This is a genomic window from Mesonia sp. HuA40, from assembly GCF_008017835.1.
Taxonomy (GTDB): domain Bacteria; phylum Bacteroidota; class Bacteroidia; order Flavobacteriales; family Flavobacteriaceae; genus Mesonia.
Genome location: NZ_VRLT01000056.1, coordinates 33,569 through 55,601, shown reverse-complemented (window position 1 = coordinate 55,601; position 22,033 = coordinate 33,569). Strand labels below are relative to the sequence as shown.

The following is a 22,033-nucleotide window of genomic DNA, read 5'->3' as shown; positions in this document are numbered from 1 at the left end:
CGTTACCAAAAATAATGGCTAAAATAAAAACTACCTTTTACTGCCAGAATTGCGGCACACAGCATGCAAAATGGCAAGGGCAGTGCTCATCTTGCAAACAATGGAATACCCTAGTAGAAGAGGTCATTGAAAAAAATGAGACTAAAGATTGGAAAAGTAAAGATATAACCGCCTCTCATAAACGCCTCTCAAAGCCCCATTTGATTGAAGAAATTGAATACGAAAAGCAAAAACGATTTAAAACCAACAATACAGAACTAGATCGTGTGCTTGGTGGCGGATTGGTACCTGGTTCTTTAACCTTATTGGGCGGCGAACCAGGTATAGGGAAAAGTACTTTGTTGTTACAAGTATCGCTTCAATTACCCTACAAAACCTTATATGTTTCTGGAGAAGAAAGCTTACAACAGATAAAAATGCGTGCCCAACGCATTGGAAACGACACCAAGAATTGTTACATTCTTACAGAAACCAAAACACAACATATTTTTAGACAAATTGAGCAATTGAGTCCCGAGATTTTAATTATTGACTCTATTCAAACATTACAAACTGATTATATTGATAGTTCTGCTGGGAGTATTTCTCAAATTAGAGAGTGTACTGCAGAGCTTATAAAATTTGCTAAAGAAACTCATACTCCAGTACTATTAATTGGGCACATTAACAAAGAAGGAAGTATTGCTGGCCCCAAGGTATTGGAGCACATGGTAGATACTGTTTTGCAGTTTGAAGGGGACCGAAATCACCTCTATCGCATATTGAGAGCACATAAAAACAGATTTGGCTCTACCCACGAAATAGGCATCTATGAAATGCAAGGAGAAGGCTTAAGAGAAGTTAACAACCCTTCGGAAATTCTTATTTCAAAAAAACAAGAAGATTTAAGTGGCGCCGCTATAGCGGCTACCCTTGAAGGATTACGCCCACTTATGATCGAAATACAAGCGTTGGTAAGCACTGCCGTTTATGGCACTCCTCAACGTTCAACAACAGGATATAATGCCAAACGTCTAAACATGTTACTGGCAGTTCTAGAAAAACGTGCAGGATTTAAATTAGGGGCCAAAGATGTGTTTTTGAATATCACTGGTGGTATTAATGTTGATGACACAGCAATTGACCTAGCCGTGATCGCAGCCATTTTATCTTCTAATGAAGATATAGCTATTGCTAAAGATATTTGTTTTGCCGCCGAGGTGGGACTTGCAGGAGAAGTTAGACCAGTTCCTAAAATCGAACAACGTGTTTTAGAGGCAGAAAAACTAGGCTTTGCTAGCATAATGCTATCTGGACAGAGCAAAATAAGTATAGGAAAATACGGTATTAAAATCTTATTTGTGAATAAAGTTGAGGAGGTAATAGAGTATCTTTTTGCTTAAAAATAAAAATGATTTAGAATTGCTTTTAAAATTCTAAATCATTTTTATTTGTTACCCCTAACTGATTATTAGTTTACAGCTAGCTTAATTTTGAACACTCAAAAGAGAATTTAATTCATCCCAGTTAGGTGCTAGTATAACCTCAATCCTTCTATTTTTAGCGCGCCCTTCTGGCGAAGTATTGCTAGCTACAGGAGCAAACTCTCCTCTCCCCGCAGCTGTTAAACGATTGGGCTTAATCTTTTTGTTTCGCTGCAATAAATGCACAATGGCTGTGGCACGTTTGGTTGATAAATCCCAATTGTCTTTTAATACACCATTTCCAGAATAAGGAACGTTGTCTGTATGGCCTTCTATAAGAACATTGATGTCGTTATTTTTAGATAATACTTCGGCCAATTGATTAACGGCTTGAATCCCTTGCATACCCACTGTCCAACTTCCCGAAGCAAATAGCAATTTATTCTCCATTAGTACATACACCTTACCATTCTTTTGCTCTACACTTAAACCTTTACCTTCAAAATTGGTAAGTGCTTTTGACAAACTTGTCTTTAAAGCATTAAGTTTTGCATCTTTTGCGCCAATCAATTGCTCTAGTTCATCAATCCGGCCAGAGCGTTCACTTAGTTTTTGTTCTAAATCGCTTAGTCGCTGTTGCTCTGCATTTATGCGTTTTCTTTTCTCCTCTAACTCTTGAAGTAATTCTCTGTTCCTTTTTGAATTTGCTTCTAGATTGGCTGCGCTATTTGATTCTAAAGCATCATAAGAATCCTGCAGTTCACTTAAAGCCCGGGTTTTACCCTCTAACTCATCTTTCAAATGCATTTTTTCTTGTTTCAATGCTGTAAAAGCAGATTTTTCTGCTTCAAGTGTCTCTTCTAATTTATTCTGTGCTTTATCACAATCGGCTACTTCTGCTTCTAGCTCTTGCGCATGTAATTTAAGCTCTTTGTGTTGCTCTTCTAAATCGGCTAACTTTTTAGCCGGAACACAACTTACCAAAGCTCCAACGGCAATGGAATATGCAAATAAAAATTTCTTCATAATTATTTATCTATTTCAACCAAAACTGGACAATGATCGCTGTGTTTGGCTTCTGGTAATATAACGGCACGCTTAATATTTTGTTGCAGTGGCTCACTTACTAGATGATAATCTAAACGCCACCCCTTATTATTAGCTCTTGCATTGGCTCTATAACTCCACCAAGAATACTCCTCTCGTTCTGGATGCAAATACCTAAACGAGTCTATCATTCCGTTATTCAAAAACTTTGACAACCACTCCCTTTCTACAGGTAAAAATCCTGATACCTTTTTTAAACGTACCGGATCGTGAATATCAACAGGCTCGTGGCAAATATTATAATCTCCCGATATTATCAAATTGGGTATTTCTTGTTTTAATTGATCCACGTAAGTGTAAAAATCGTCCATGTAGCCTAATTTATGCTCTAGTCGCGCTATATTGGTACCAGAGGGAAGGTAGAGACTCATAACAGAAAATTTTTCAAAATCTACGCGTAAGTTTCTTCCTTCAGCATCCATATAATCAATACCTGTACCGTAAGCTACGTTTAAGGGCTTCTTTTTACTAATGATTCCTACCCCACTATACCCTTTTTTTTGAGCCGGGTACCAATAACAATATTCATAACCCAATTCTTTAAAAACAGTATCATCAAATTGATCTGCCGTGGCTTTTATTTCTTGAAAACAAACCACATCTGCTTGTGTGTTGGCAAGCCAATCGGTTAAATTTTTACGCAAAGCGGCGCGTATACCATTTACATTGTAAGAAAGTAGTACCATTCTTATAGTTTTTACAAAAATAGAAATACCCGCCAGCTAATCAAATTTATTAGGTTCATCTTACTAATTTTGCCGTAGTATTTTTTTACGCCAATTGTAATAATTGAATGCTAAACTGAGTTTTATATATAGATGAAATCACGGCTTACCTTTCTCTTTCTTTTTCTTTCTTTTTTGACTAGAGGTCAGGTTGAGAATGGTATACAGTTAAAAAAACTCAAATTACAAGATAGCATACAGATAGATAGCGTAAGTATAAACCCCTATAGGTTTCAAGTGCTAGATGATCAACAACAAGCTATTGACACTTCACTATACCGGGTTGACTTTCGCTTGGCGCGGATTTATTTCTCGCCTATTTACCAGAAAAACAATGACAGCATTTATATCAGTTATAAAAAATACCCCGATTTTTTAACGAGAAAGTACCAGCAGTTTGATCCTGTAATTATTGTCAATTCAAACCCTAAAAATGCCATACCCTATAGTTTAGAAAGTCCTTCTGATCCTAAAAATTATAATCCTTTCGAAGGTTTATCGACCACCGGAAGCATTTCTCGAGGGATTACGGTAGGCACCAATCAAAGCGCGGTACTAAATTCTGAACTTGATTTACAAATAGTTGGAGAAATTGCTCCCGGAGTGAGTCTAAGGGCTTCACTACAAGATGCTAATATTCCGCTACAGCAGCAGGGTTATGCTCAAACCTTAAGTGAATTTGATCAAATTTTTATTGAACTAGAAAGTAAAAATTGGAAGGTAAGGGCTGGTGATGTAGATTTGGTAGAAAACCAGAGCTTTTTTGCCGCTTATAGAAAAAAGGTACAAGGCATAAACCTTCAAGCCAATTTGAGTTCAGGTGACGATTACCAAATTAGAACGCATGCTTCGGCTGCTCTTGTGCAAGGGGTATACACTCAAAATGAATTTATTGCGCAGGAAGGTAACCAAGGACCGTACAAATTAACTGGACCCAATAACGAAATATTTGTTTTAATCATATCGGGAAGCGAACGCGTGTTTGTAAATGGCAATCTCCTTTCACGTGGAGAAAATGAAGATTATATTATTGATTATACCGCTGGAGAAATAATTTTTAATCCCACATTCCCTATCACATCAGAGATGAGAATTCGTGTGGAGTTTCAATATACCGAGCAAAATTACAGCCGTATTATAGCCACTGCTGGCGGTGATTTTCAAGATGAAAAATGGCGAATAAGCGGATTCGTTTACCACGAAACCGATTTAAAAAACCAGCCTCTTCAACAAAATCTTAATCAAGAGCAGGTAGATCAATTAGCACAAGCAGGCGATAATCAAGAAAAGATGTTTATTGCCAGTGCCCAAGAAAGCAATTTTTCTGAAAACAAAGTGCTGTACACCAAAACCCAAGTAAACGGTCAAGAAGTTTTTGTGTATTCTAATGATCCAGAGGAAGAATTATTTCAAGTTAAGTTCACACTTGTAGGTCCCAACCAGGGCGATTACATTCTTGCAAGTAATTCGGCTATAAGCAAAATTTACACCTATGTGGCTCCAGTAAATGGTATAAAACAAGGTAACTTCGCACCCATAATACGTTTATATGCACCCGAGAGGTTACAGGTGGCAATGACCAAAGCTCAATACAGTGATAAGCAAACAGCCATGAATATTGAATTTGCCGCCAGTAAAAGAGATTTAAATTTATTTTCTTCTATAGATGATCAAAACAATACTGGTTTGGCTTTAAAAGGAGAAGGCAAGCAACTGCTTAAAACTTTCGCAAATAAAGCGCAATTTTTTATACAACAAGATCTTACTTATATTGAAAATACCTTCTCTCCTATTGAACGTATTTATGCTATTGAATTCGATAGAGATTGGAATTTAGAAAATCAAAAAGGAAATCAAATTTTTAATCGCAGCGGATTTAAGTACATTGACTCCACTTCTCATCAAACAGAATATTGGTTTGAACATCTTAATTACAAGAATAACTATTCGGGTAACCGCCATGTTTTTTCTACGCAAAATCGATTTAATCGCTTTAATATAACAGGAAATGCTAGCTATTTAAACAGTCAATCTCAATATGAGAAAACCAAGTTTTTAAAAGCTTATTTAGATTTAAATTTACAACTTAACAAATGGTATACAGGTACTCGAATAGCCACAGAACACTTGAAAGAGCAAAATAAAATAAGTGACGATTTAGCCTTAAACTCGCAAGCCTTTAAAAGCGGTACAATATATTTGGGTGTTGGCGACAGTACGGGAGTTTTTACCGAAGTTGGTTTTAAACTGCGTACTAATGATAGCATTAGAAATAACCGTCTAACCCACGTAAATACCGCGTACAATTATTACATAAAAGGTAATGTATTAAAAAAAGAAAACAGTCAACTAAGCTTCTTTGCCAATTACAGAAAATTAAAATATACCAATAGCATTCCGGCTGAAAATTCTTTGAATGCCCAAATAAGGTACAGGCAAAATTTTGCTAACCGGTTTATACAAAGCAACACGCTTTACCAGACCAACAGCGGGACCTTAGCGCAACAGGAATTTACTTACGTAGAAGTTAATACGGGAGAAGGGCAATTTATTTGGATTGACTACAATCAAAATGGCACCCAAGAATTAGATGAGTTTGAAATAAGCCCTTTTCCTAACGAAGGGAAGTACGTCCGGGTTTTATTACCAAATCAAATCTTTATTAAAACCAATCAAAATAAAATTAGTCAAGTATTAACTCTGGATGGCTCCCGATTAAATCAGCAGAAAAAAGCAGCCTTTTGGCATCACTTTTATAATCAAACCAGTTATTTACTAGAGCGTAAAATTCGAAGAGCGTCGGGCAAGTTTAACCTAAATCCTTTTCAACAAGATCAAGAAGAATTAGGAGCCAATATCAACTTTAGAAACAGTCTTTTTTATAAGCGGGGTAAGCAAAAGCACTCTACCACCTACACTTATTTAAACGCCAAAAACAAAAATTTTCTAATAACAGGAGTTCAAGAAGGCAAAATTAGAAGTCACCAAATAAATTATCTGCACCGAATTGCCTCGGTTTGGTTGTTGGGCTTAGAACAGCAGCTTTCAAAAAATGAAAATAGCTATCAAAACTTCCCTTCACGTAATTTCAACATCAATAGCCTGCGTATTTTCCCTAAAGTGACCTATCTTTTAGATCAAAATAAACGATTTGAATTGTTTTATGAGCTAGACATACAAGAAAACATCATTAATAATCTAGAAACACTACAAAAACAGCGATTAGGCTTATCTTTGCAATGGGCAAAGAGTCAGATCTATAGTATTTCTACAGAATTCAATTATATCTATAATGAATTTAAAGGTGATGCTTTTAGCCCCGTTGGGTATCAAATGCTATCTGGTTTACAACCTAAAACCAATTATACTTGGAAATTACTCGCGCAAAAAAAAATCACCAATTACCTTGACTTAAATTTAAACTATCAAGGAAGAAAGAGTCCTAACAATGCAGCCATTCATACAGGAAACGTTCAGCTAAGGGCTTATTTTTAGAATTACTTTACGGATTCAATCTCGTGGATATTTATTTTTTTAATAGTAAAATAAATTAAGAAAATTAAATCTGTAAAGAAAAAGAGTACAGCTATCAATGAATAAGAAAATTAGTTTAGAGAAACATAAGGTTCCAGCTTTGATCAATTCATATAGAATACAAGAATATGCGGCAGAAGCATTTGAATATCTTTATAGCCGAAGTGCCGCGAAAAAAGCAATAAAGAAAGGTCTAATTCATATCAACGGTAAGGTAGCGAGCACCGCCGATTTTATCGAAGAGGGGATGATGTTAGAGCTATTTAAAGAATTTGAAGAATCAAAAAAAATTTTCAAGTTAGATTTTCATGTGTCTTTTGAAGATGATTACCTTGCTGTAATTCAAAAGCCTGCGGGTTATCCTACCAATGGCAATTATTTTAAAACCATTGAGAATGCTTTGCCCCATAACTTGGTTAAATCGCAGCAAAAAGATGCACTCCCTTGGCCGCAACCCGTTCATCGCCTAGACAACCCTACAAGCGGATTGCTACTAATAGCAAAAACCAAAAAAGCGCAGCAGGTACTTTCTGTAGCATTTGAACGAAAACAAATTTTTAAAACTTATCAAGCCATTGTTACTGGCCAATATTATAAGGGCCTTTGCTCATTTGACGCAATAGAATCTAAATCGGCTCGAACAGAAATTTTAAGAAAACAAATACTCCAAAAAAATGAACAGATCTACAGTCTTTTACAGTTAAACCCTATTACAGGTAGAACTCATCAATTAAGAATACATCTTTCTAGACAAAACTTCCCTATACTTGGCGATAAAACTTATGGATGTCAACAAGATAATCATAAAAACGGATTGATGTTATGTTCATTCGGATTAAGATTTACGCACCCTATTACAAATAGTAAATTAAATATTGAAGGGGTTTTACCTAAACGATTTCGCCAATTCATAAATAGATGTAACGTGCCAAATTAATCTCAAAAACTAAGCTTAACATAATTTTAGTGCTAGATCTGTTAAATAATTCATTATTTTTGTATTAATCTATATTAATTTTTCACTATGCTAAAGCAGCAATTAAATTTAAAATTATCTCAAAAGCTATCTCCACAACAGATCCAGCTCATGAAATTGATTCAACTTCCTACTCAAGCTTTTGAGCAAAGGGTAAAACAGGAATTAGAAGACAATCCTGCTTTAGATAGTGGAAAAGAGGATCAGGATAATTTTGATGATGAATTTAAAAATGAAGAAGTAGAAAGCGATTCAGAAATTATAGAAACAGATTCGGAAATTGATGTAGATGAGTATTTGAGTGATGATGAAATTCCAGATTATCGTACTCAAGCCAACAACTATAGTAAGGATGATGATGAGAAAACCATCCCTTATGCTTCTGGGGTATCTTTTTCGCAGTATCTTAAAACTCAATTGCAAAGTTTTAGATTGAGTGAAGAAGAAAAGCAAATAGCAGAATTTTTGGTAGGCAGCGTAGATGAAAGCGGCTACATTAGACGGGAGACAATCGAGATTGTAGACGATTTAGCTTTTACTCAAAATATTTATACCGATGAAGAAACAGTTGAAAAAATCTTTCAGATAGTACATAAACTAGATCCTGCTGGCGTAGGAGCACGTAGCTTACAAGAATGTTTATTAATACAATTAAAAAGAAAAACCCCAACCCAAAGTACTGCTTTATCTATAAAAATAATTGAGGAAGCTTTTGAGCAATTTAGCAAAAGACATTATCAGAAACTTCTGTCTAAGTTTTCAATTAGTGAAGATGAGTTAAGGGATGTTATTGATGAAATTTCTCATTTAAACCCTAAACCGGGAGGCTCCTATGCTGGGAATAATCGAATTGTAGAGCACGTTGTACCCGATTTTACAATCAAAATCAAAGATGGTGAGTTACAACTTAGCTTAAACGGCAGGAACGCGCCCACCATGCACGTGTCTAGAGAGTATAGTAATATGCTAAAGGGCTATAAAGAAACCGACAAAAAAACAAAAAAGCAGAAAGATGCGGTCATGTTTATTAAACAAAAATTAGATGCCGCAAAATGGTTTATTGAGGCTATTAGGCAACGTCAAGAAACGCTATTTGTAACGATGAATGCTATTATGCATCACCAGTACGAATATTTTATGACTGGAGACGAGAGAGACTTAAAACCAATGATTTTAAAAGACATTGCCGATAAGATTGGCATGGATGTTTCTACTGTTAGTCGGGTGGCAAATTCAAAATATGTTGACACGCCCTACGGTACAAAATTGATTAAAGAATTCTTTTCTGAATCTATGACAAATTCAGAAGGTGAAGAGGTTTCTACGCTAGAGATAAAAAAGATTCTACAAATTACCATTGAAAAAGAAGACAAGAAAAAGCCTTTAACCGATGAGAAATTAGCTAAAATATTAAAAGATAAAGGCTATCCTATTGCTAGAAGAACTGTAGCAAAATACAGAGAACAATTAGATATTCCTGTAGCAAGATTACGCAAAGAAATTTAATCTTGAAGTTCTTTTTTAAATTTATAAGTGCTCTTTTTCATCCTTTATGGTTACCCTTTTTAGGTAGTGTAATTTATTTTTTGGTGACTCCCAGGTTTTTACCAGAAGCTATTGTAAAGGCTAAACTGCTAGGTATTTCGGTATTGAGTATTTTTATTCCCATTTGTATTTTTTTTCTACTCAAAAACCTTAAAATAATCAGTAGCGTTCACTTAAAAACCTACACAGAACGAAAAATACCTTTGATGTTATACATACTTATATTTATGAGCATCAAAAATTTTGTTTTAGGAGATATTTCCCAATCCGAATTATATTTTTACTTCTCAAATTGGATATACGCTTGTTTTATAGCGCTATGCCTATGTTATCTTAAAATAAAAGCGAGCTTACACTTAATGGCAAGTAGCTTGCTGGTAGGATTCATTATAAGTATTTCTTTTTTATACCAGACATCGTTTTACTGGTTTATCGGCATTTGTATTGCTCTAACAGGATTAGTCGCTACAGCTAGGCTATATCTAAAAGCGCACACCGTAAACGAATTACTTTGGGGCGTTTTATCGGGTTTAGCTCCTTATTCACTTTTATTCTTTTATACATAATTAAAGAATATAAAAAGTAAGTCCCACCTTAATCGGATTCAATCTAACGGGAGCATTGGTGTCTTGCAAAGTACCATTAAACAGACTATTCAAACTATAATAAACCGAAAAATTAAAAGTATTATACCCAAATGTAAACGTAAGGCCATATCGTAGTCGTTCGAGCTCATCTAGGTTATATTGTGCCAGACGAATGTCTTCATACTCACTTTTTATTTTAGAATAATGAATATAACCGAGGCGTAAACCACCATATATTCTCCAAAATTTGTAGCTCGTAGGAGTCGAAGTGCGCCATCTAAATTCTAAGGGCATTTCTATAAGGTATAAACTAAGTCTATTGCTTTTATAACGCTCTAATTTGGTATAAACAGGATTGGGTTGGCTTTCATCGATCAACAAATTAAATCCGTAAGAATTCGCCGACCAGCCCAAGCCCACACCCAAAGCGACGTTTCTTCGTTTATTAATAGGCATATCGCGAATAAACCCAAAGTTTAGACCACCCGAAAAGCCAGACTGTCGAATCCCTTTGGGCCTATTTAGTAACAGGTTAAAACCGAGACCTGCATAAAATTGATCTTCTCGGTATAGACTGTCTATACTAGTACTATCTGTTACACGCACAACATTTTGGCCTCTTGAAGATGAAATAGAACCAAGAAAAACTAATAATAAAACAAGGTATGTCTTCATAGACTTAATTTAATTAAAAAAAGACCGCTTTTTAAAATAAAGCGGTCTTTTAAGCTGGTTAAAACAACAACAAAAATTATTGCATATTTTTTATAGCTTCACCATTCTTAGTGGTGTAATTTACGCGATAAGCCTCTGCTTTTCTCAACTCATATTTAATATCAGATACTAGGCCCATTCCTGTTTCTGAATCTATTTTTAGAGAAGTTGTTAATAAACCTTGTAGCTCTTCACGTTTAGACTCACGCTCCTCGATAATAAACTGTTGTATATCGTTAACATCAGCAAATTTATCATTCAACTGTATCCGGGCTTCTTTACCAAATTGTTTCTGGTAACGTTCACTAGGTTTACCAGCATAAATATACATTACCAAATCTTTCTTTTCTAGTTTCTCAGTTTGGTCAGCAAACGGCAGTCTATTTTCTACCATAAGTGTATTTTGACGCATAACTGTTGCCACCATAAAGAAGAAAAGCAACATAAAAACAATATCGGGCAAAGATGCTGTAGATATCGCTGGTAAATCTCCGCTCTTTTTCTTTTTAAATTTAGACATAATTTAATTTTTAGGTCTTTTATTCTCTTTCTTTCGGCTCCGCTTCAGATAAGTTTAAAGGAAACATTTCACGTATTTGCTTAATCTGTTCTTCTAATTTATCTTTATTTCCCCTATATTGAGAATCATTGAAATCTTTTTCCATCTGGATAAAAGACTTACCAAACAAACGATTGGCTTCTCGGTTTCTCAAATAGTTAAAAGCTGCAACGAGCTCATTTTGCACGGCGATATAAGCGCCATATTCGGTCTCTCTATCGTTCTGCAAAGAGATCACCGCTTTAAGCGGATTGTCTGATGATGCTGGATCTTTTGCTCCTTGGCAATAATTACAATCGCCTCCACCATTATCTAAAAAGTCTATTGCCGCCTGTCTTAAATCTTTAAGTTCCATACGCTCGTCTTCAACAAGCAGTTCTTCATTTTGATTTATTAACACGATAAAGATATTTTTTTCTTTACGTGGTGGCGGATTTTCAGGCTGTTCTTCTATAGGTGGCAATTTACTATTGATACCAGTATCTGTTTCGATAGTTGTAGTTACCAAGAAAAAGATAAGCAGCAAGAAGGCAATATCTGCCATTGATCCTGCATTCACTTCTGGTGCACTTCTTTTTGCCATAAGGGTTTATATTACTTGATTAATTTTTTAATTCCTGAATAAATCATTGCTCCAATAGCAATTGCTGCTAAAATGTAAAAAGTTCTCAATCCTGCACCAATCCATTGTGATTGACTGGCCGTTAACATTTCACCGTTTTTCAATTCAGTAGCGGTTCCTTCAGATAAAAAGTAAGCAATAAGTACCACAACAGCAAATGAGCCAATAGCAATCAATGTACTTTTAACATTTCCAGTAAATAGGTCTTTAAGAACAAAGACCAGCACCAATAACAAAATGATACCAAAAACAGCATAGGCAATTGTCATCAATGGTTGCACAAGAGACTCGTCGCCTGTTGAGAACAACCATATCCCCATTACCAATGCAATAGCACCTAGTATTAGTGATACAATTTTTAATATTTTATGTATAATCATTACAATTGATTTATAGGGTTATTACTTTCTTCTCTTGTAATCTACAAGGATATCGATTAATGTAATTGACGCATCTTCCATATCATTAACAATGCTATCAATTTTTGCGATAATGTAATTATAAAATATCTGAAGAATAATAGCTACAATAAGTCCAAATACAGTAGTCAATAAGGCCACTTTAATACCTCCTGCTACTAAAGATGGTTGCATATCTCCAGCTGCCTCAATTTTATCAAAAGCTTGAATCATACCAATTACAGTACCCATAAATCCTAACATCGGTGCCAATGCGATAAATAAAGAAACCCAAGAAACGTTTTTCTCTAATTGTCCCATTTGTACTCCTCCGTAAGCTACAACGGCTTTCTCTGCTGCATCTGTACTTTCATCTGCTCGATCTAAACCTTGGTAATAGATAGAAGCTACAGGACCTTTTGTGTTTCTACAAACTTCTTTAGCTGCTTCGATGCCTCCGCTATTTAAAGCGTCTTCAACATTTTGAGCTAATTTCTTTGAGTTTGTGGTTGAAAGATTTAAGTAAATAATTCTTTCAATAGCTATGGCTAAACCTAAAATCAAACATAATAGAACGATACCCATAAATCCGGCACCACCTTCTATAAATCGTTTCTTAAGCTCTTGATGAAAACCTAAAGACTCTTTTTCTTCGGTCGCACCAGCATTTGCGCCATCATCTTCTTGAACAATCGTTACATTTGCTGTAAAAGCATTTACATTGCTTGTCGCGTTTGCAGTTAAACCTCCAAATACCATAATGGCTGCGATGACAAGGATTGAGAATAATCTTTTCATTACTTGTTGTCTTAATTAATTATTATTAAAGTTTAAAGATATAAATTATTTTTTAAAAAAAAGCAGAGAGGAAGGGATTCGAACCCTCGATACGCTTTTGACGTATACACACTTTCCAGGCGTGCGCCTTCGACCACTCGGCCACCTCTCTTCACACTCTTCATTAAAGGTCAGCAAATAACAAAAAAAAATTAAGCCAAAAAAGAAACTTAACAAATTTTACATCATTTCACCTCGAATAGCGGTTTCAAAAATAGTTTTGAATACGGTAGGAGACAGATTTTTACCCAACAAATACATGGCCTTTGCAACGGCTGCTTCTGTAGTAATATCTTTTCCTGAAATAACACCTATCTTTTCTAATCGGGTGCTTGTCGCATACAATCCCATATTTACCGAACCCCCGATACATTGAGTTACATTGATAATTTTTAACCCTCTAGCAATATGGTCGCTTAGTAACCTTATAAACCAATCTTCGCTAAAAGCATTACCTGCCCCATAGGTTTCTAAAATAACGGCTTTTATATGTGGAGCATCCAACAAATAAGCTAGCGTCTTTGGATGCAAACCTGGAAAAATTTTAATCACTAGCACATTTTCATCAAGCTCTTTATGCACTATAAGATCTTTTTTATAGTTAGCTTGTTTTAATTTAGGTTTATTAATGGTAAGATTAACACCAGATTCAGCTAAAGCTGGATAGTTTAAGGATGCAAAAGCTTGAAAGTGCTCGGCGTTTATTTTGGTAGTTCTATTTGCTCTATATAGTTTGTATTCAAAATAAAGTCCAACTTCTGTAATCACACTTTTATTAGCCTTCCTTAATCCAGCTAATTGTATTGAGGTAATCAAATTTTCTTTGGCATCAGTTCGCAAATCTCCTATGGGTAACTGAGAACCTGTAAAGATTATAGGTTTATTTAGATTTTCTAACATAAAGCTAAGTGCCGATGCCGTATAAGACATTGTATCACTACCGTGCAGTACTACAAACCCATCGAACTTGGTGTAAGCTCCCTCTATGATCTCAGCTAATTTACGGTAATACCCAACATTCATATCTGACGAATCAATCGGATTTTCAAAACTATAGGTTTCTATTTGATGTTCTAAAAGTTTTAGCTCTGGTATGTTGGCCAGCAGGTCGTCAAAATTAAAGGCTTTTAGCGCCCCGGTTTCAAAATCTTTAATCATCCCGATTGTACCTCCGGTATAAATTAGAAGAATTTTAGCTGAATTCTGATACATTACTTATAATTTTTAAAAACAGACAAAGCGTTCTGGGTAGTTTTTTCTGCCACTTTCTCTAAGCTAATATTGTAAATATCGGCCAATTTTTGAGCAATATAAACTAAATAACTACTTTCATTTCGCTTTCCGCGGAATGGTTTGGGACTTAGGTATGGTGAGTCGGTTTCTAAAACCATGTGATCGATAGACAATTGATTTAAAAACTGATCAATTTTTCCGTTCTTAAAAGTAAGCACTCCACCTATTCCTAATTTCATATTGAAAGAAATTGCCCGTTTAGCTTGCTCCAAAGTGCCAGTAAAGCAATGAAAAATTCCGTAAAGATTTTCAGACTTTTCTTCTTCTAACACCTCAAAAACCTCATCAAAAGCTTCTCGACAATGAATAACAATAGGTAGCTTTTTTTCTTTAGCCCATTGTATTTGAATACGAAAACAATCTTGTTGCAAACTACAAGTTGACTTATCCCAATATAGATCTACTCCTATTTCACCTATAGCACAAAAATCACGCAGTTCAAGCTGTTTTTTTACATGCGCCAATTCAGTTTTAAAGGACTCTGGCTTAACCGAAGTGGGGTGAAGACCCATCATTAAGTGCATCGCCTTGGGGTAGCGACGCTGAAGATTATACATTGCTTGGGTAGTTTCAGAATCTATAGCCGGTAAATAAAAAGATTTCACTCCGGCATCTAAAGCACGACTTATCATTTGATCCTGATCTTCTTTAAAGGCTTCGCTATATAAATGGGTATGCGTATCTACAAAATGCATGAATATTTTTTTAGGTAATCTGATGTTGCAAAACTAATTTAAATTCTTCGGCTATCTTTGCCAAAAAACGAAAGAATGTCTACGCTACGAAAATTAATGAAGGAAAAAGGTTACACCCGCATTAAATTAAAAACCACTGTCACCAATCATTTAGAGTTAAAAGCCAAGATAAATAAAGTAGAAGGTAATTTTATTTTAGATACCGGTGCTTCTAGTTCTTGTGTTGGACTTGACACCGCCGAATATTTTAATTTGTTTGCCGAAGACAGCGATGTAAAAGCTGCTGGAGCTGGAGCTACCGATATGCTAACGCAAGTTTCCTTAAAAAATGAACTAAAGATTAAGGGTTGGAAAAAGAAAAAAGTAAGCTTGGTATTGTTCGACCTAAGTCATATAAACCAAGCTTTAGAAAATCATAATGCAGAAAAAGTACACGGCATTATTGGTGCAGATATACTAAAAAAAGGAAAAGCCGTGATCGATTATAAAAACAATTGTTTGTATTTGAAATAAATTTTTATTTAACGGTTTAAGTAATTAATTGCATTAGGGATATTTTAATCGTAGCTTTATAACATCAACTAAACTAACAAATTATGAAAAAAATTACTTACTTACATTAGCTAGTTTAGCAATGTGGGCACAAGAAGGAATTTCACAAGGTAATTATTTATATGGTAAATGGTATTTAGAAAAAATAGATATCAACGATACGATTATTTTTACGCCTGATGATTTGCAATCGACAATATTCATCTATGAAATAGTGGCTCCTTTAGACAAACTTATAATTGACTGTTGTAGTGGTGCTTCTACAGAAATCATTCATAATGATTTATCAAATTCTTTTGTAATAGATCAAAGTTTGTTTTTTAGTGAATTCTGCTTCAATATAAATATGGGAAATTTTGAACAATTTTATTTTAGTGATTTTTTTGAGATTCAGAATCATACAAGTACTTACACCTATACGGTATCGCAGCAAGGTAGTCTAGATTTTTTAGTAATTACAAACACTAGTACTGGAGATCAAGCGTTTTACCAGAGTCAACAACTAGGGGTGGTGAGCAAAGAAAAAGTAGCGATTCAACTATATCCTAATCCTGTGACAAAAAGCTTTCAGCTGGAAATGGATTCAAGTAAAGAAATAAACTCTATCAGTGTTTTTTCCATTAACGGAAAAGAAGTTTTAAGCTTTAAAAAGGCTCAAGCTATTTATGATATTTCGCAACTTGCTAAAGGAGTTTTTTTTGTAGAAATTGAAATTGAAGGAGGAAAGAGTATTAAGAAAATTGTAAAACAATAAATTTTAAAAAATAAAATAGCCTTTGAAATTTTTAAAGGCTATTTTATAAAATTATATATGCCATTCAATTAAAGCTCTAACGCTTTTTTAACATCATTATCCGTCAATAATTCTTCAGGACTTTCTAAGGCTTCTTTAATAGCCACTAAGAAACCAACAGATTCTTGCATAGATTTTAAATATGTAGAACATTTTAAGGTTTTAGCTCAAGAAAGCGAAGTAAAAGCTGCTGGGGCTGGAGCAGCAGATATGTTAACCGAAATTTCAAAAGACAATAATTTACAGATAGGCTCCTGGAGCATGAAAGAAATAGAGTTGGTTTTATTTGAATTAAGCCATGTAAATTTAGCCTTAGAGCAATATGAATCTGAACAGATTCACGGTATAATCGGTGCAGATATTCTACTAGCTACGAATGCTGTTATAGACTATGAAACACAATCGATGTTTTTAAAACTTCAGTAATTTTAAGTCTGTTATAACCAAGAACTTTTAAACACAAATTCCTAGATGTTTAAATACTTTTTATGGTTTAAGCAAACAATTAGTAGTTCTAAAAATTGCTAAGATGCAAGTATATGTTTAGCTTTATGGCCATATTTTAAAATTTAAACCATGAGAAAAACTTCACTCTTTTTAATGCTTAGCTTTTTATTAATCAACTTTAGTTGTAAAGAAAATTCTAAGCAAGATGAGACCATTTCCAATCAAGTAGAACAAACCAAAACCCAAGAGGTAGTTTATCAATTAACCCCAGACAAAACCACTCTAACTTGGACAGCCTATAAAACTACCGATAAAATGCCTGTGAACGGTACTTTTAAAACCTTGAAATTCGACAGTCGTGAAGGAAAAGATCCAAAAGAATTATTTCAAGAATTAGACTTTAGCATTCCTGTTTCAAGCTTATTTACCAATGATGGAACAGGTACACGTGATCCTAAAATACTAGCTTTCTTTTTTGAAAAGATGGATAACACCGAACTAATTTCAGGAAAAATAAAGTTAGAAAACGAGGAGTTGAAGGCACAGATTAAAATGAATAATCAAACCCACGATTTACCACTAAATTACAGTATTTCTAATAAAAATGTTGTAACGTTAACTGGTACTATGAACTTAGAAGATTGGGAAGCCTTAGAAGCGTTAGCTTCATTAAACGAAGCTTGTTTTGATTTACATAAAGGAGGAGACGGTGTGAGTAAAACTTGGGAAGATGTTGCTCTTGAAATTAAAGCAACTTTATAAAAGCTATAAAATAAAATTTTTTAGCAGGCGCCCCGTTTTGGGTCGCCTTTTTTTATGAGGATGTTATTAAAACCTGAAAACAATTATCTATATACCCAAAATTGAAATTTACTTACTGTTTAAGCCTCTTGACAGCGAAAAAGATATATTCTACCCTTTATCATAATAATGCCCATGTAGCATTCTAAAGAAAAAAGATGCAAGTCTTGATATACAAAGTTTTTAGATATATTACTTTTTGTGTTTTATAATAGGCGTAAAAGGCTATTCGTTTTAATTCTTTTCATAAAAAAAACCTGCAAAATTGCAGGTTTTTTTTATGAATACATTATTAGATTACAACTCTAAGGCCTTTTTAACATCTCCATTCATCAGTAGCTCTACAGGATTTTCTAAAGCCTCTTTAATAGCCACCAAGAATCCGACAGATTCTTTACCATCTATAATTCTATGGTCATAAGATAGCGCTAGGTACATCATAGGTCTTATTTCTACCTTACCATCAATAGCTACTGGACGCTCTATTATATTGTGCATTCCTAAAATACCACTTTGAGGTGGATTGATAATTGGGGTAGATAGCATACTACCAAATACACCACCATTGGATATAGTAAAGGTACCGCCGGTCATCTCATCTACGGTAATCTTTCCATCACGGGCACGTAAAGCAAGACGTTTTACTTCTGCCTCTACTCCTCTAAAGCTTAAGTTTTCTGCATTTCTAATTACCGGAACCATTAAACCTTTTGGTCCAGATACAGCAATACTAATATCTTTAAAATCATAGGTGATCATTTCTTTACCATCAATCATACTGTTAACGGCAGGATACATATCTAGAGCACGTACTACAGCTAAAGTGAAAAAAGACATAAAACCAAGACTAACCCCATGTTTTTCTTTGAAATCTTCTTTATATTGTTTACGCAAATCAAAAATTGGCGACATATCTGCCTCGTTAAAGGTCGTAAGCATGGCGGTTTCATTCTTAGCACCTACTAACCTTTCTGCTACTTTACGTCTAAGCATAGACATTTTTGTGCGTTTTTCACTTCTACTTCCTGGGCCTGGAGTTCCCATAGAAGGTTTTGCTTTAACAGCATCTTCTTTGGTTATACGTCCATTTTTACCACTACCCTTAACGCTACTAGCATCAACGCCTTTTTCATCCATTATTTTTCTAGCGGCTGGAGAAGGTGTTCCACTGGCATAATTATCATCTTGCTGTTGTGGAGGCGTAGAAGGTTTTGAAGGCTCCTCTGTCTTTGCTTCTGCTTTTTCGCTGTCGGTTTTGCTGCCAGCTGCTTCTTGTCTTTTTTTCTCCTCTTCTTCTGCGCTTTTTTCATCAGCGCCTGGTTTCTTGGCATCGGTATCAATTAAACAAACCACCTCACCTACTTGCACGGCATCTCCTTCTTCCGCTTTAAGCGTAATAATACCACTTGCCTCTGCAGGTAATTCTAGGGTTGCTTTATCACTATCTACTTCTGCAATAGCTTGATCTTTTTCTACATAATCGCCGTCTGATACTAGCCATTCTGCAATTTCAACTTCTGTGATTGACTCTCCCGGTGAAGGGACTCTCATTTCTAAAGCCATAATTTCTATTATTTCGGAATCGGTTTTATTTTTTATTTATCTTGTGATTTGTCAAATACAATATCTATCACCTTGTTGTGTCTTTTCTTAAATCTTGTCGCACTACCAGCGGCTGGTGCACCATAAAATTTACGGCTTGCTACTCTAAATGATTTAGCCTCATCAAGGTGTAGAAGCAAATGACTCCAAGCTCCCATATTTCTCGGTTCTTCTTGAGCCCAAACTACTTCTTCGGCGTTACTATATTTGGCAATTGTTTCTTTAATTTCATTTATCGGCAGTGGGAAAAGTTGTTCTAACCTCACCAAGGCTACGTCATCTCTACCTTCTTTCTCTTTACGCTCTAATAAATCATAATAGAATTTACCCATACAAAACACTAATGATTTTATGTTTTTAGGGTTTTCCACTTGATCATCGATAAGCGGTTTAAAGCTTCCCTCTGCTAATTCTTGTTTAGTAGACACTACTTTGGGGTGTCTCAATAAACTTTTTGGTGTAAAAACAATTAAAGGCTTTCTAAAGTTAGATTTAATTTGCCTTCTGAGCAAATGAAAAAAGTTAGCTGGTGTAGTACAGTTTGCTACGTACATATTGTCTTTTGCACAAAGTTGCAAGTAACGTTCCATACGTGCAGATGAGTGCTCGGCCCCTTGACCTTCATACCCGTGAGGCAACAGCATTACAAGACCATTTTGCAGTTTCCATTTATCTTCGGCTGATGAGATATATTGGTCGATTACAATTTGAGCTCCGTTGCTAAAGTCTCCGAATTGAGCTTCCCAAATGGTTAAGACATTAGGATCTGCCATGGCATAACCATAATCGAAGCCTAACACGGCATATTCAGACAATAAACTATTGTAGATATATAGCTCACCTTGATCTTCGCTTATTTTATTGTGAAGAATAACTTCTTCTTCACTTTCCTCAACTTTTAAAACAGCGTGTCTATGTGAAAAGGTACCTCTTTCAACATCCTGCCCTGTCATACGCACGTCATGACCCTCTTCTAGTAAACTACCATAAGCTAATAGCTCTGCCAATCCCCAATCTAATTGGTTTTTCTCAAAGTACATATTTTCCCTAGCCTTAATAAGTCTAGTAATTTTCTTTAAGAATTTTTTACCTTCAGGTAATTGTGTAATCCTTTTGGCAACACGATCTAATTTTTCTTGGTCATAGCTAGTGTCTACCTTCTGCATCATTTCTGTTTCAGAACCATAGCTAAAGCCTTCCCACTCCTCTTGCATTATAGGAGTAATAATGGTAGTATCTTCTTTTTTAGAACTTTCAAAATCTTGTTCTAAGAAAGTTTTGTATTCTTTTTCAAGCTCTTCAGCGTAAGCTTGATCTATAATGCCTTGGCTTAGCAGTTGTTCTTTATATATCTCTTTAGGATTTTTATGCTTAGCAATGGCTTTATAAAGTTTAGGTTGTGTAAAACGCGGCTCATCTCCTTCGTTATGTCCGTATTTTCTATAGCCTAATAAATCAATAAACACGTCTTTACCAAATTCCATTCGATAATCTAAAGCAAACAACATGGCGTGTACAACCGCTTCGGTATCATCTGCATTAACGTGTAAAACAGGCGAAAGGGTTACCTTTGCTACGTCTGTACAATAAGTTGAAGATCGCGCATCGAGATAGTTTGTGGTAAACCCAATTTGGTTATTTACTACTACGTGAATGGTTCCTTGTGTTTTATAACCGTCAAGCTGAGCCATTTGAATGGTTTCATAAACCACTCCTTGTGCAGCAATTGCGGCATCACCGTGAACTATTATAGGTAAGACTGCTTTTGGTGTTTCTAAATAATGTCTGTCTTGCTTAGATCGGGTAATTCCCTCTACCACAGGCCCTACTGTCTCTAGGTGTGATGGATTGGGAGCAATGTTTAAAGTAATACCTTTACCGCTATCGGTTTTACGGCAGGATGTCCAACCCAAATGGTATTTTACATCGCCATCAAAAACTTCTTGTTCGTAATCTTTTCCTTCAAACTCGCTAAAGATATCTTTGGGTGCTTTACCAAATATATTGGTAAGCGTATTTAGGCGGCCTCTATGAGCCATACCCATAACAAATTCTTTAACTCCTTTTTCTGCTGCTTTTTCTATTAAAGCATCTAAACCTGGAATTAAACTCTCGCCACCTTCAAGCGAAAAGCGTTTTTGACCTACAAATTTTGTATGCAAAAACGACTCAAAACCTACGGCTTGGGTAAGTTTATTTAAAATTTGTTTCTTTTGTTTTGGTGTAAACTGCGGTTTGTTTTCGTTAACGTTGAGCCAGTCTTGAATCCATTTAATTTCCTCTGGATTACGCATATACATATATTCTACTCCAATTGAAGCACAATACACTTTTTGCAAATGATCTATTATATTTTTTAAAGTGGTCTTGCCCAAATCTAAAATTTCTCCAGCAGAGAAAGTCATTTCTAGATCGGCTTGACTAAGTCCGAAATTATCAATATCTAAAGTAGGTGCGTATTTTCTACGCTCCCTTACCGGATTTGTTTTTGTAAATAAATGCCCGCGCGTTCGGTAAGCATCAATTAATTGAACTACCTTGAACTCTTTCTTAAGCTCTTCAGGAAGCTCAACTGGTGCTACTGAGGGATTGGCATTATTGGATTGTACCGCTTGTGAATTAGGGACAGGCCGAAGCTCTTGCTCTTCTTGAGACTCTTTTACTCCAAAGTCAAAACCTTGGAAAAAAGCCCGCCAACTGGGTTCTACGCTATCGGGATGTTGCAGGTATTGATCGTATAGCTCTGCGAAATATGCGGTATGTGCCGCATTTAGAAATGAAAATTGGTCCATGTTTGGATGCTAATCTTATGTTTTTATAAACATTTCAAAAATACAACATTT

19 protein-coding genes and 1 tRNA gene are annotated in these 22,033 nt (G+C 35.3%); 8 read left to right on the top strand and 12 right to left on the bottom strand.

What is annotated here, in order from left to right:
- Positions 1-14: 14 nt before the first annotated feature.
- Positions 15-1,382, top strand: coding sequence for a DNA repair protein RadA (gene radA / locus FT993_RS08995; RefSeq protein ID WP_147862214.1), 1,368 nt, complete (start codon positions 15-17; stop codon positions 1,380-1,382).
- An 84-nt stretch (positions 1,383-1,466) separates the two neighbouring features.
- On the opposite strand, the gene FT993_RS08990 is transcribed toward radA, so the two are convergent.
- Together FT993_RS08990 and FT993_RS08985 are read right to left on the bottom strand one after the other, a co-directional pair.
- A complete protein-coding gene (locus FT993_RS08990; RefSeq protein ID WP_147862213.1) occupies positions 1,467-2,429 on the bottom strand; it encodes an OmpA family protein in 963 nt (320 codons plus the stop codon).
- Between the two features lie 2 nt (positions 2,430-2,431).
- Positions 2,432-3,196, bottom strand: a complete 765-nt coding sequence (locus tag FT993_RS08985) for an exodeoxyribonuclease III (protein ID WP_147862212.1) — start codon at positions 3,194-3,196, stop codon at positions 2,432-2,434.
- 132 nt (positions 3,197-3,328) lie between these two features.
- Here FT993_RS08985 and FT993_RS08980 point away from each other — a divergent pair, with 132 nt between their 5' ends.
- The 3 genes from FT993_RS08980 (at position 3,329) to rpoN (ending at position 9,251) form a co-directional block, all read left to right on the top strand.
- On the top strand, positions 3,329-6,730 hold the full coding sequence (locus tag FT993_RS08980) for a hypothetical protein (RefSeq protein WP_147862211.1): 3,402 nt from the start codon (positions 3,329-3,331) through the stop codon (positions 6,728-6,730).
- A 97-nt stretch (positions 6,731-6,827) separates the two neighbouring features.
- A complete protein-coding gene (locus FT993_RS08975) occupies positions 6,828-7,706 on the top strand; it encodes an RluA family pseudouridine synthase (protein ID WP_147862210.1) in 879 nt (292 codons plus the stop codon).
- A gap of 87 nt (positions 7,707-7,793) precedes the next feature.
- Positions 7,794-9,251 carry an RNA polymerase factor sigma-54 gene (gene rpoN, locus FT993_RS08970; RefSeq protein WP_147862209.1) on the top strand — a complete coding sequence of 486 codons (1,458 nt, stop codon included), beginning with the start codon at positions 7,794-7,796 and terminating at the stop codon, positions 9,249-9,251.
- A 605-nt stretch (positions 9,252-9,856) separates the two neighbouring features.
- On the opposite strand, the gene FT993_RS08965 is transcribed toward rpoN, so the two are convergent.
- The 8 genes from FT993_RS08965 to FT993_RS08930 all read right to left on the bottom strand — a co-directional run bounded on the left by FT993_RS08965 (position 9,857) and on the right by FT993_RS08930 (position 14,995).
- Positions 9,857-10,552, bottom strand: coding sequence for a porin family protein (locus FT993_RS08965; RefSeq protein ID WP_147862208.1), 696 nt, complete (start codon positions 10,550-10,552; stop codon positions 9,857-9,859).
- A gap of 76 nt (positions 10,553-10,628) precedes the next feature.
- A complete protein-coding gene (locus tag FT993_RS08960; RefSeq protein ID WP_147862207.1) occupies positions 10,629-11,111 on the bottom strand; it encodes a biopolymer transporter ExbD in 483 nt (160 codons plus the stop codon).
- 19 nt (positions 11,112-11,130) lie between these two features.
- The gene (locus FT993_RS08955; protein ID WP_147862206.1) at positions 11,131-11,733 is read right to left on the bottom strand and encodes a biopolymer transporter ExbD; all 603 of its coding nucleotides are present in this window, start codon (positions 11,731-11,733) and stop codon (positions 11,131-11,133) included.
- Between the two features lie 11 nt (positions 11,734-11,744).
- Positions 11,745-12,152: a hypothetical protein gene (locus FT993_RS08950; protein ID WP_187240794.1), complete on the bottom strand. Its 408-nt coding sequence runs from the start codon at positions 12,150-12,152 to the stop codon at positions 11,745-11,747.
- A gap of 21 nt (positions 12,153-12,173) precedes the next feature.
- Complete coding sequence (locus FT993_RS08945) at positions 12,174-12,968, bottom strand: MotA/TolQ/ExbB proton channel family protein (RefSeq protein ID WP_147862205.1); 795 nt, start codon at positions 12,966-12,968, stop codon at positions 12,174-12,176.
- Between the two features lie 63 nt (positions 12,969-13,031).
- A tRNA-Ser gene (locus FT993_RS08940) sits at positions 13,032-13,119 on the bottom strand.
- A 68-nt stretch (positions 13,120-13,187) separates the two neighbouring features.
- Positions 13,188-14,219: an asparaginase gene (locus FT993_RS08935; protein ID WP_147862204.1), complete on the bottom strand. Its 1,032-nt coding sequence runs from the start codon at positions 14,217-14,219 to the stop codon at positions 13,188-13,190.
- Positions 14,219-14,995, bottom strand: coding sequence for a TatD family hydrolase (locus FT993_RS08930; RefSeq protein ID WP_147862203.1), 777 nt, complete (start codon positions 14,993-14,995; stop codon positions 14,219-14,221). The genes FT993_RS08935 and FT993_RS08930 overlap by 1 nt, the downstream gene beginning before the upstream one ends.
- Positions 14,996-15,070: 75 nt before the next feature.
- Between FT993_RS08930 and FT993_RS08925 the strand changes: the two genes are divergently transcribed.
- From FT993_RS08925 to FT993_RS08915, 4 genes are all read left to right on the top strand, one after another.
- Positions 15,071-15,508, top strand: coding sequence for a retropepsin-like aspartic protease (locus tag FT993_RS08925; RefSeq protein WP_147862202.1), 438 nt, complete (start codon positions 15,071-15,073; stop codon positions 15,506-15,508).
- Positions 15,509-15,629: 121 nt separating this feature from the next.
- Positions 15,630-16,301 carry a T9SS type A sorting domain-containing protein gene (locus FT993_RS08920; RefSeq protein WP_147862201.1) on the top strand — a complete coding sequence of 224 codons (672 nt, stop codon included), beginning with the start codon at positions 15,630-15,632 and terminating at the stop codon, positions 16,299-16,301.
- Between the two features lie 300 nt (positions 16,302-16,601).
- Entirely contained in the window at positions 16,602-16,766 is a 165-nt protein-coding gene (locus FT993_RS12340) for a hypothetical protein (protein WP_187240793.1), read from the top strand.
- 150 nt (positions 16,767-16,916) lie between these two features.
- On the top strand, positions 16,917-17,549 hold the full coding sequence (locus FT993_RS08915) for a YceI family protein (RefSeq protein WP_147862200.1): 633 nt from the start codon (positions 16,917-16,919) through the stop codon (positions 17,547-17,549).
- Between the two features lie 336 nt (positions 17,550-17,885).
- Here FT993_RS08915 and odhB read toward each other — a convergent pair whose 3' ends face one another.
- Together odhB and FT993_RS08905 are read right to left on the bottom strand one after the other, a co-directional pair.
- Positions 17,886-19,151, bottom strand: a complete 1,266-nt coding sequence (gene odhB / locus FT993_RS08910; RefSeq protein WP_147862199.1) for a 2-oxoglutarate dehydrogenase complex dihydrolipoyllysine-residue succinyltransferase — start codon at positions 19,149-19,151, stop codon at positions 17,886-17,888.
- Positions 19,152-19,183: 32 nt separating this feature from the next.
- Complete coding sequence (locus FT993_RS08905) at positions 19,184-21,982, bottom strand: 2-oxoglutarate dehydrogenase E1 component (protein WP_147862198.1); 2,799 nt, start codon at positions 21,980-21,982, stop codon at positions 19,184-19,186.
- Positions 21,983-22,033: the final 51 nt, after the last annotated feature.

Bases quoted from the DNA above. Each gene is read 5' to 3' on its own strand.
- FT993_RS08960 (WP_147862207.1), bottom strand. From the start codon at position 11,111: ATGTCTAAATTTAAAAAGAAAAAGAGCGGAGATTTACCAGCGATATCT.
- FT993_RS08925 (WP_147862202.1), top strand. From the start codon at position 15,071: ATGTCTACGCTACGAAAATTAATGAAGGAAAAAGGTTACACCCGCATT.
- FT993_RS08980 (WP_147862211.1), top strand. From the start codon at position 3,329: ATGAAATCACGGCTTACCTTTCTCTTTCTTTTTCTTTCTTTTTTGACT.
- FT993_RS08930 (WP_147862203.1), bottom strand. From the start codon at position 14,995: ATGCATTTTGTAGATACGCATACCCATTTATATAGCGAAGCCTTTAAA.
- FT993_RS08955 (WP_147862206.1), bottom strand. From the start codon at position 11,733: ATGGCAAAAAGAAGTGCACCAGAAGTGAATGCAGGATCAATGGCAGAT.
- FT993_RS08945 (WP_147862205.1), bottom strand. From the start codon at position 12,968: ATGAAAAGATTATTCTCAATCCTTGTCATCGCAGCCATTATGGTATTT.
- FT993_RS12340 (WP_187240793.1), top strand. From the start codon at position 16,602: ATGAAAGAAATAGAGTTGGTTTTATTTGAATTAAGCCATGTAAATTTA.
- FT993_RS08985 (WP_147862212.1), bottom strand. From the start codon at position 3,196: ATGGTACTACTTTCTTACAATGTAAATGGTATACGCGCCGCTTTGCGT.
- FT993_RS08950 (WP_187240794.1), bottom strand. From the start codon at position 12,152: ATGATTATACATAAAATATTAAAAATTGTATCACTAATACTAGGTGCT.
- rpoN (WP_147862209.1), top strand. From the start codon at position 7,794: ATGCTAAAGCAGCAATTAAATTTAAAATTATCTCAAAAGCTATCTCCA.
- FT993_RS08965 (WP_147862208.1), bottom strand. From the start codon at position 10,552: ATGAAGACATACCTTGTTTTATTATTAGTTTTTCTTGGTTCTATTTCA.
- odhB (WP_147862199.1), bottom strand. From the start codon at position 19,151: ATGGCTTTAGAAATGAGAGTCCCTTCACCGGGAGAGTCAATCACAGAA.
- FT993_RS08905 (WP_147862198.1), bottom strand. From the start codon at position 21,982: ATGGACCAATTTTCATTTCTAAATGCGGCACATACCGCATATTTCGCA.
- FT993_RS08935 (WP_147862204.1), bottom strand. From the start codon at position 14,219: ATGTATCAGAATTCAGCTAAAATTCTTCTAATTTATACCGGAGGTACA.
- FT993_RS08920 (WP_147862201.1), top strand. From the start codon at position 15,630: ATGTGGGCACAAGAAGGAATTTCACAAGGTAATTATTTATATGGTAAA.
- FT993_RS08990 (WP_147862213.1), bottom strand. From the start codon at position 2,429: ATGAAGAAATTTTTATTTGCATATTCCATTGCCGTTGGAGCTTTGGTA.
- FT993_RS08915 (WP_147862200.1), top strand. From the start codon at position 16,917: ATGAGAAAAACTTCACTCTTTTTAATGCTTAGCTTTTTATTAATCAAC.
- FT993_RS08975 (WP_147862210.1), top strand. From the start codon at position 6,828: ATGAATAAGAAAATTAGTTTAGAGAAACATAAGGTTCCAGCTTTGATC.
- radA (WP_147862214.1), top strand. From the start codon at position 15: ATGGCTAAAATAAAAACTACCTTTTACTGCCAGAATTGCGGCACACAG.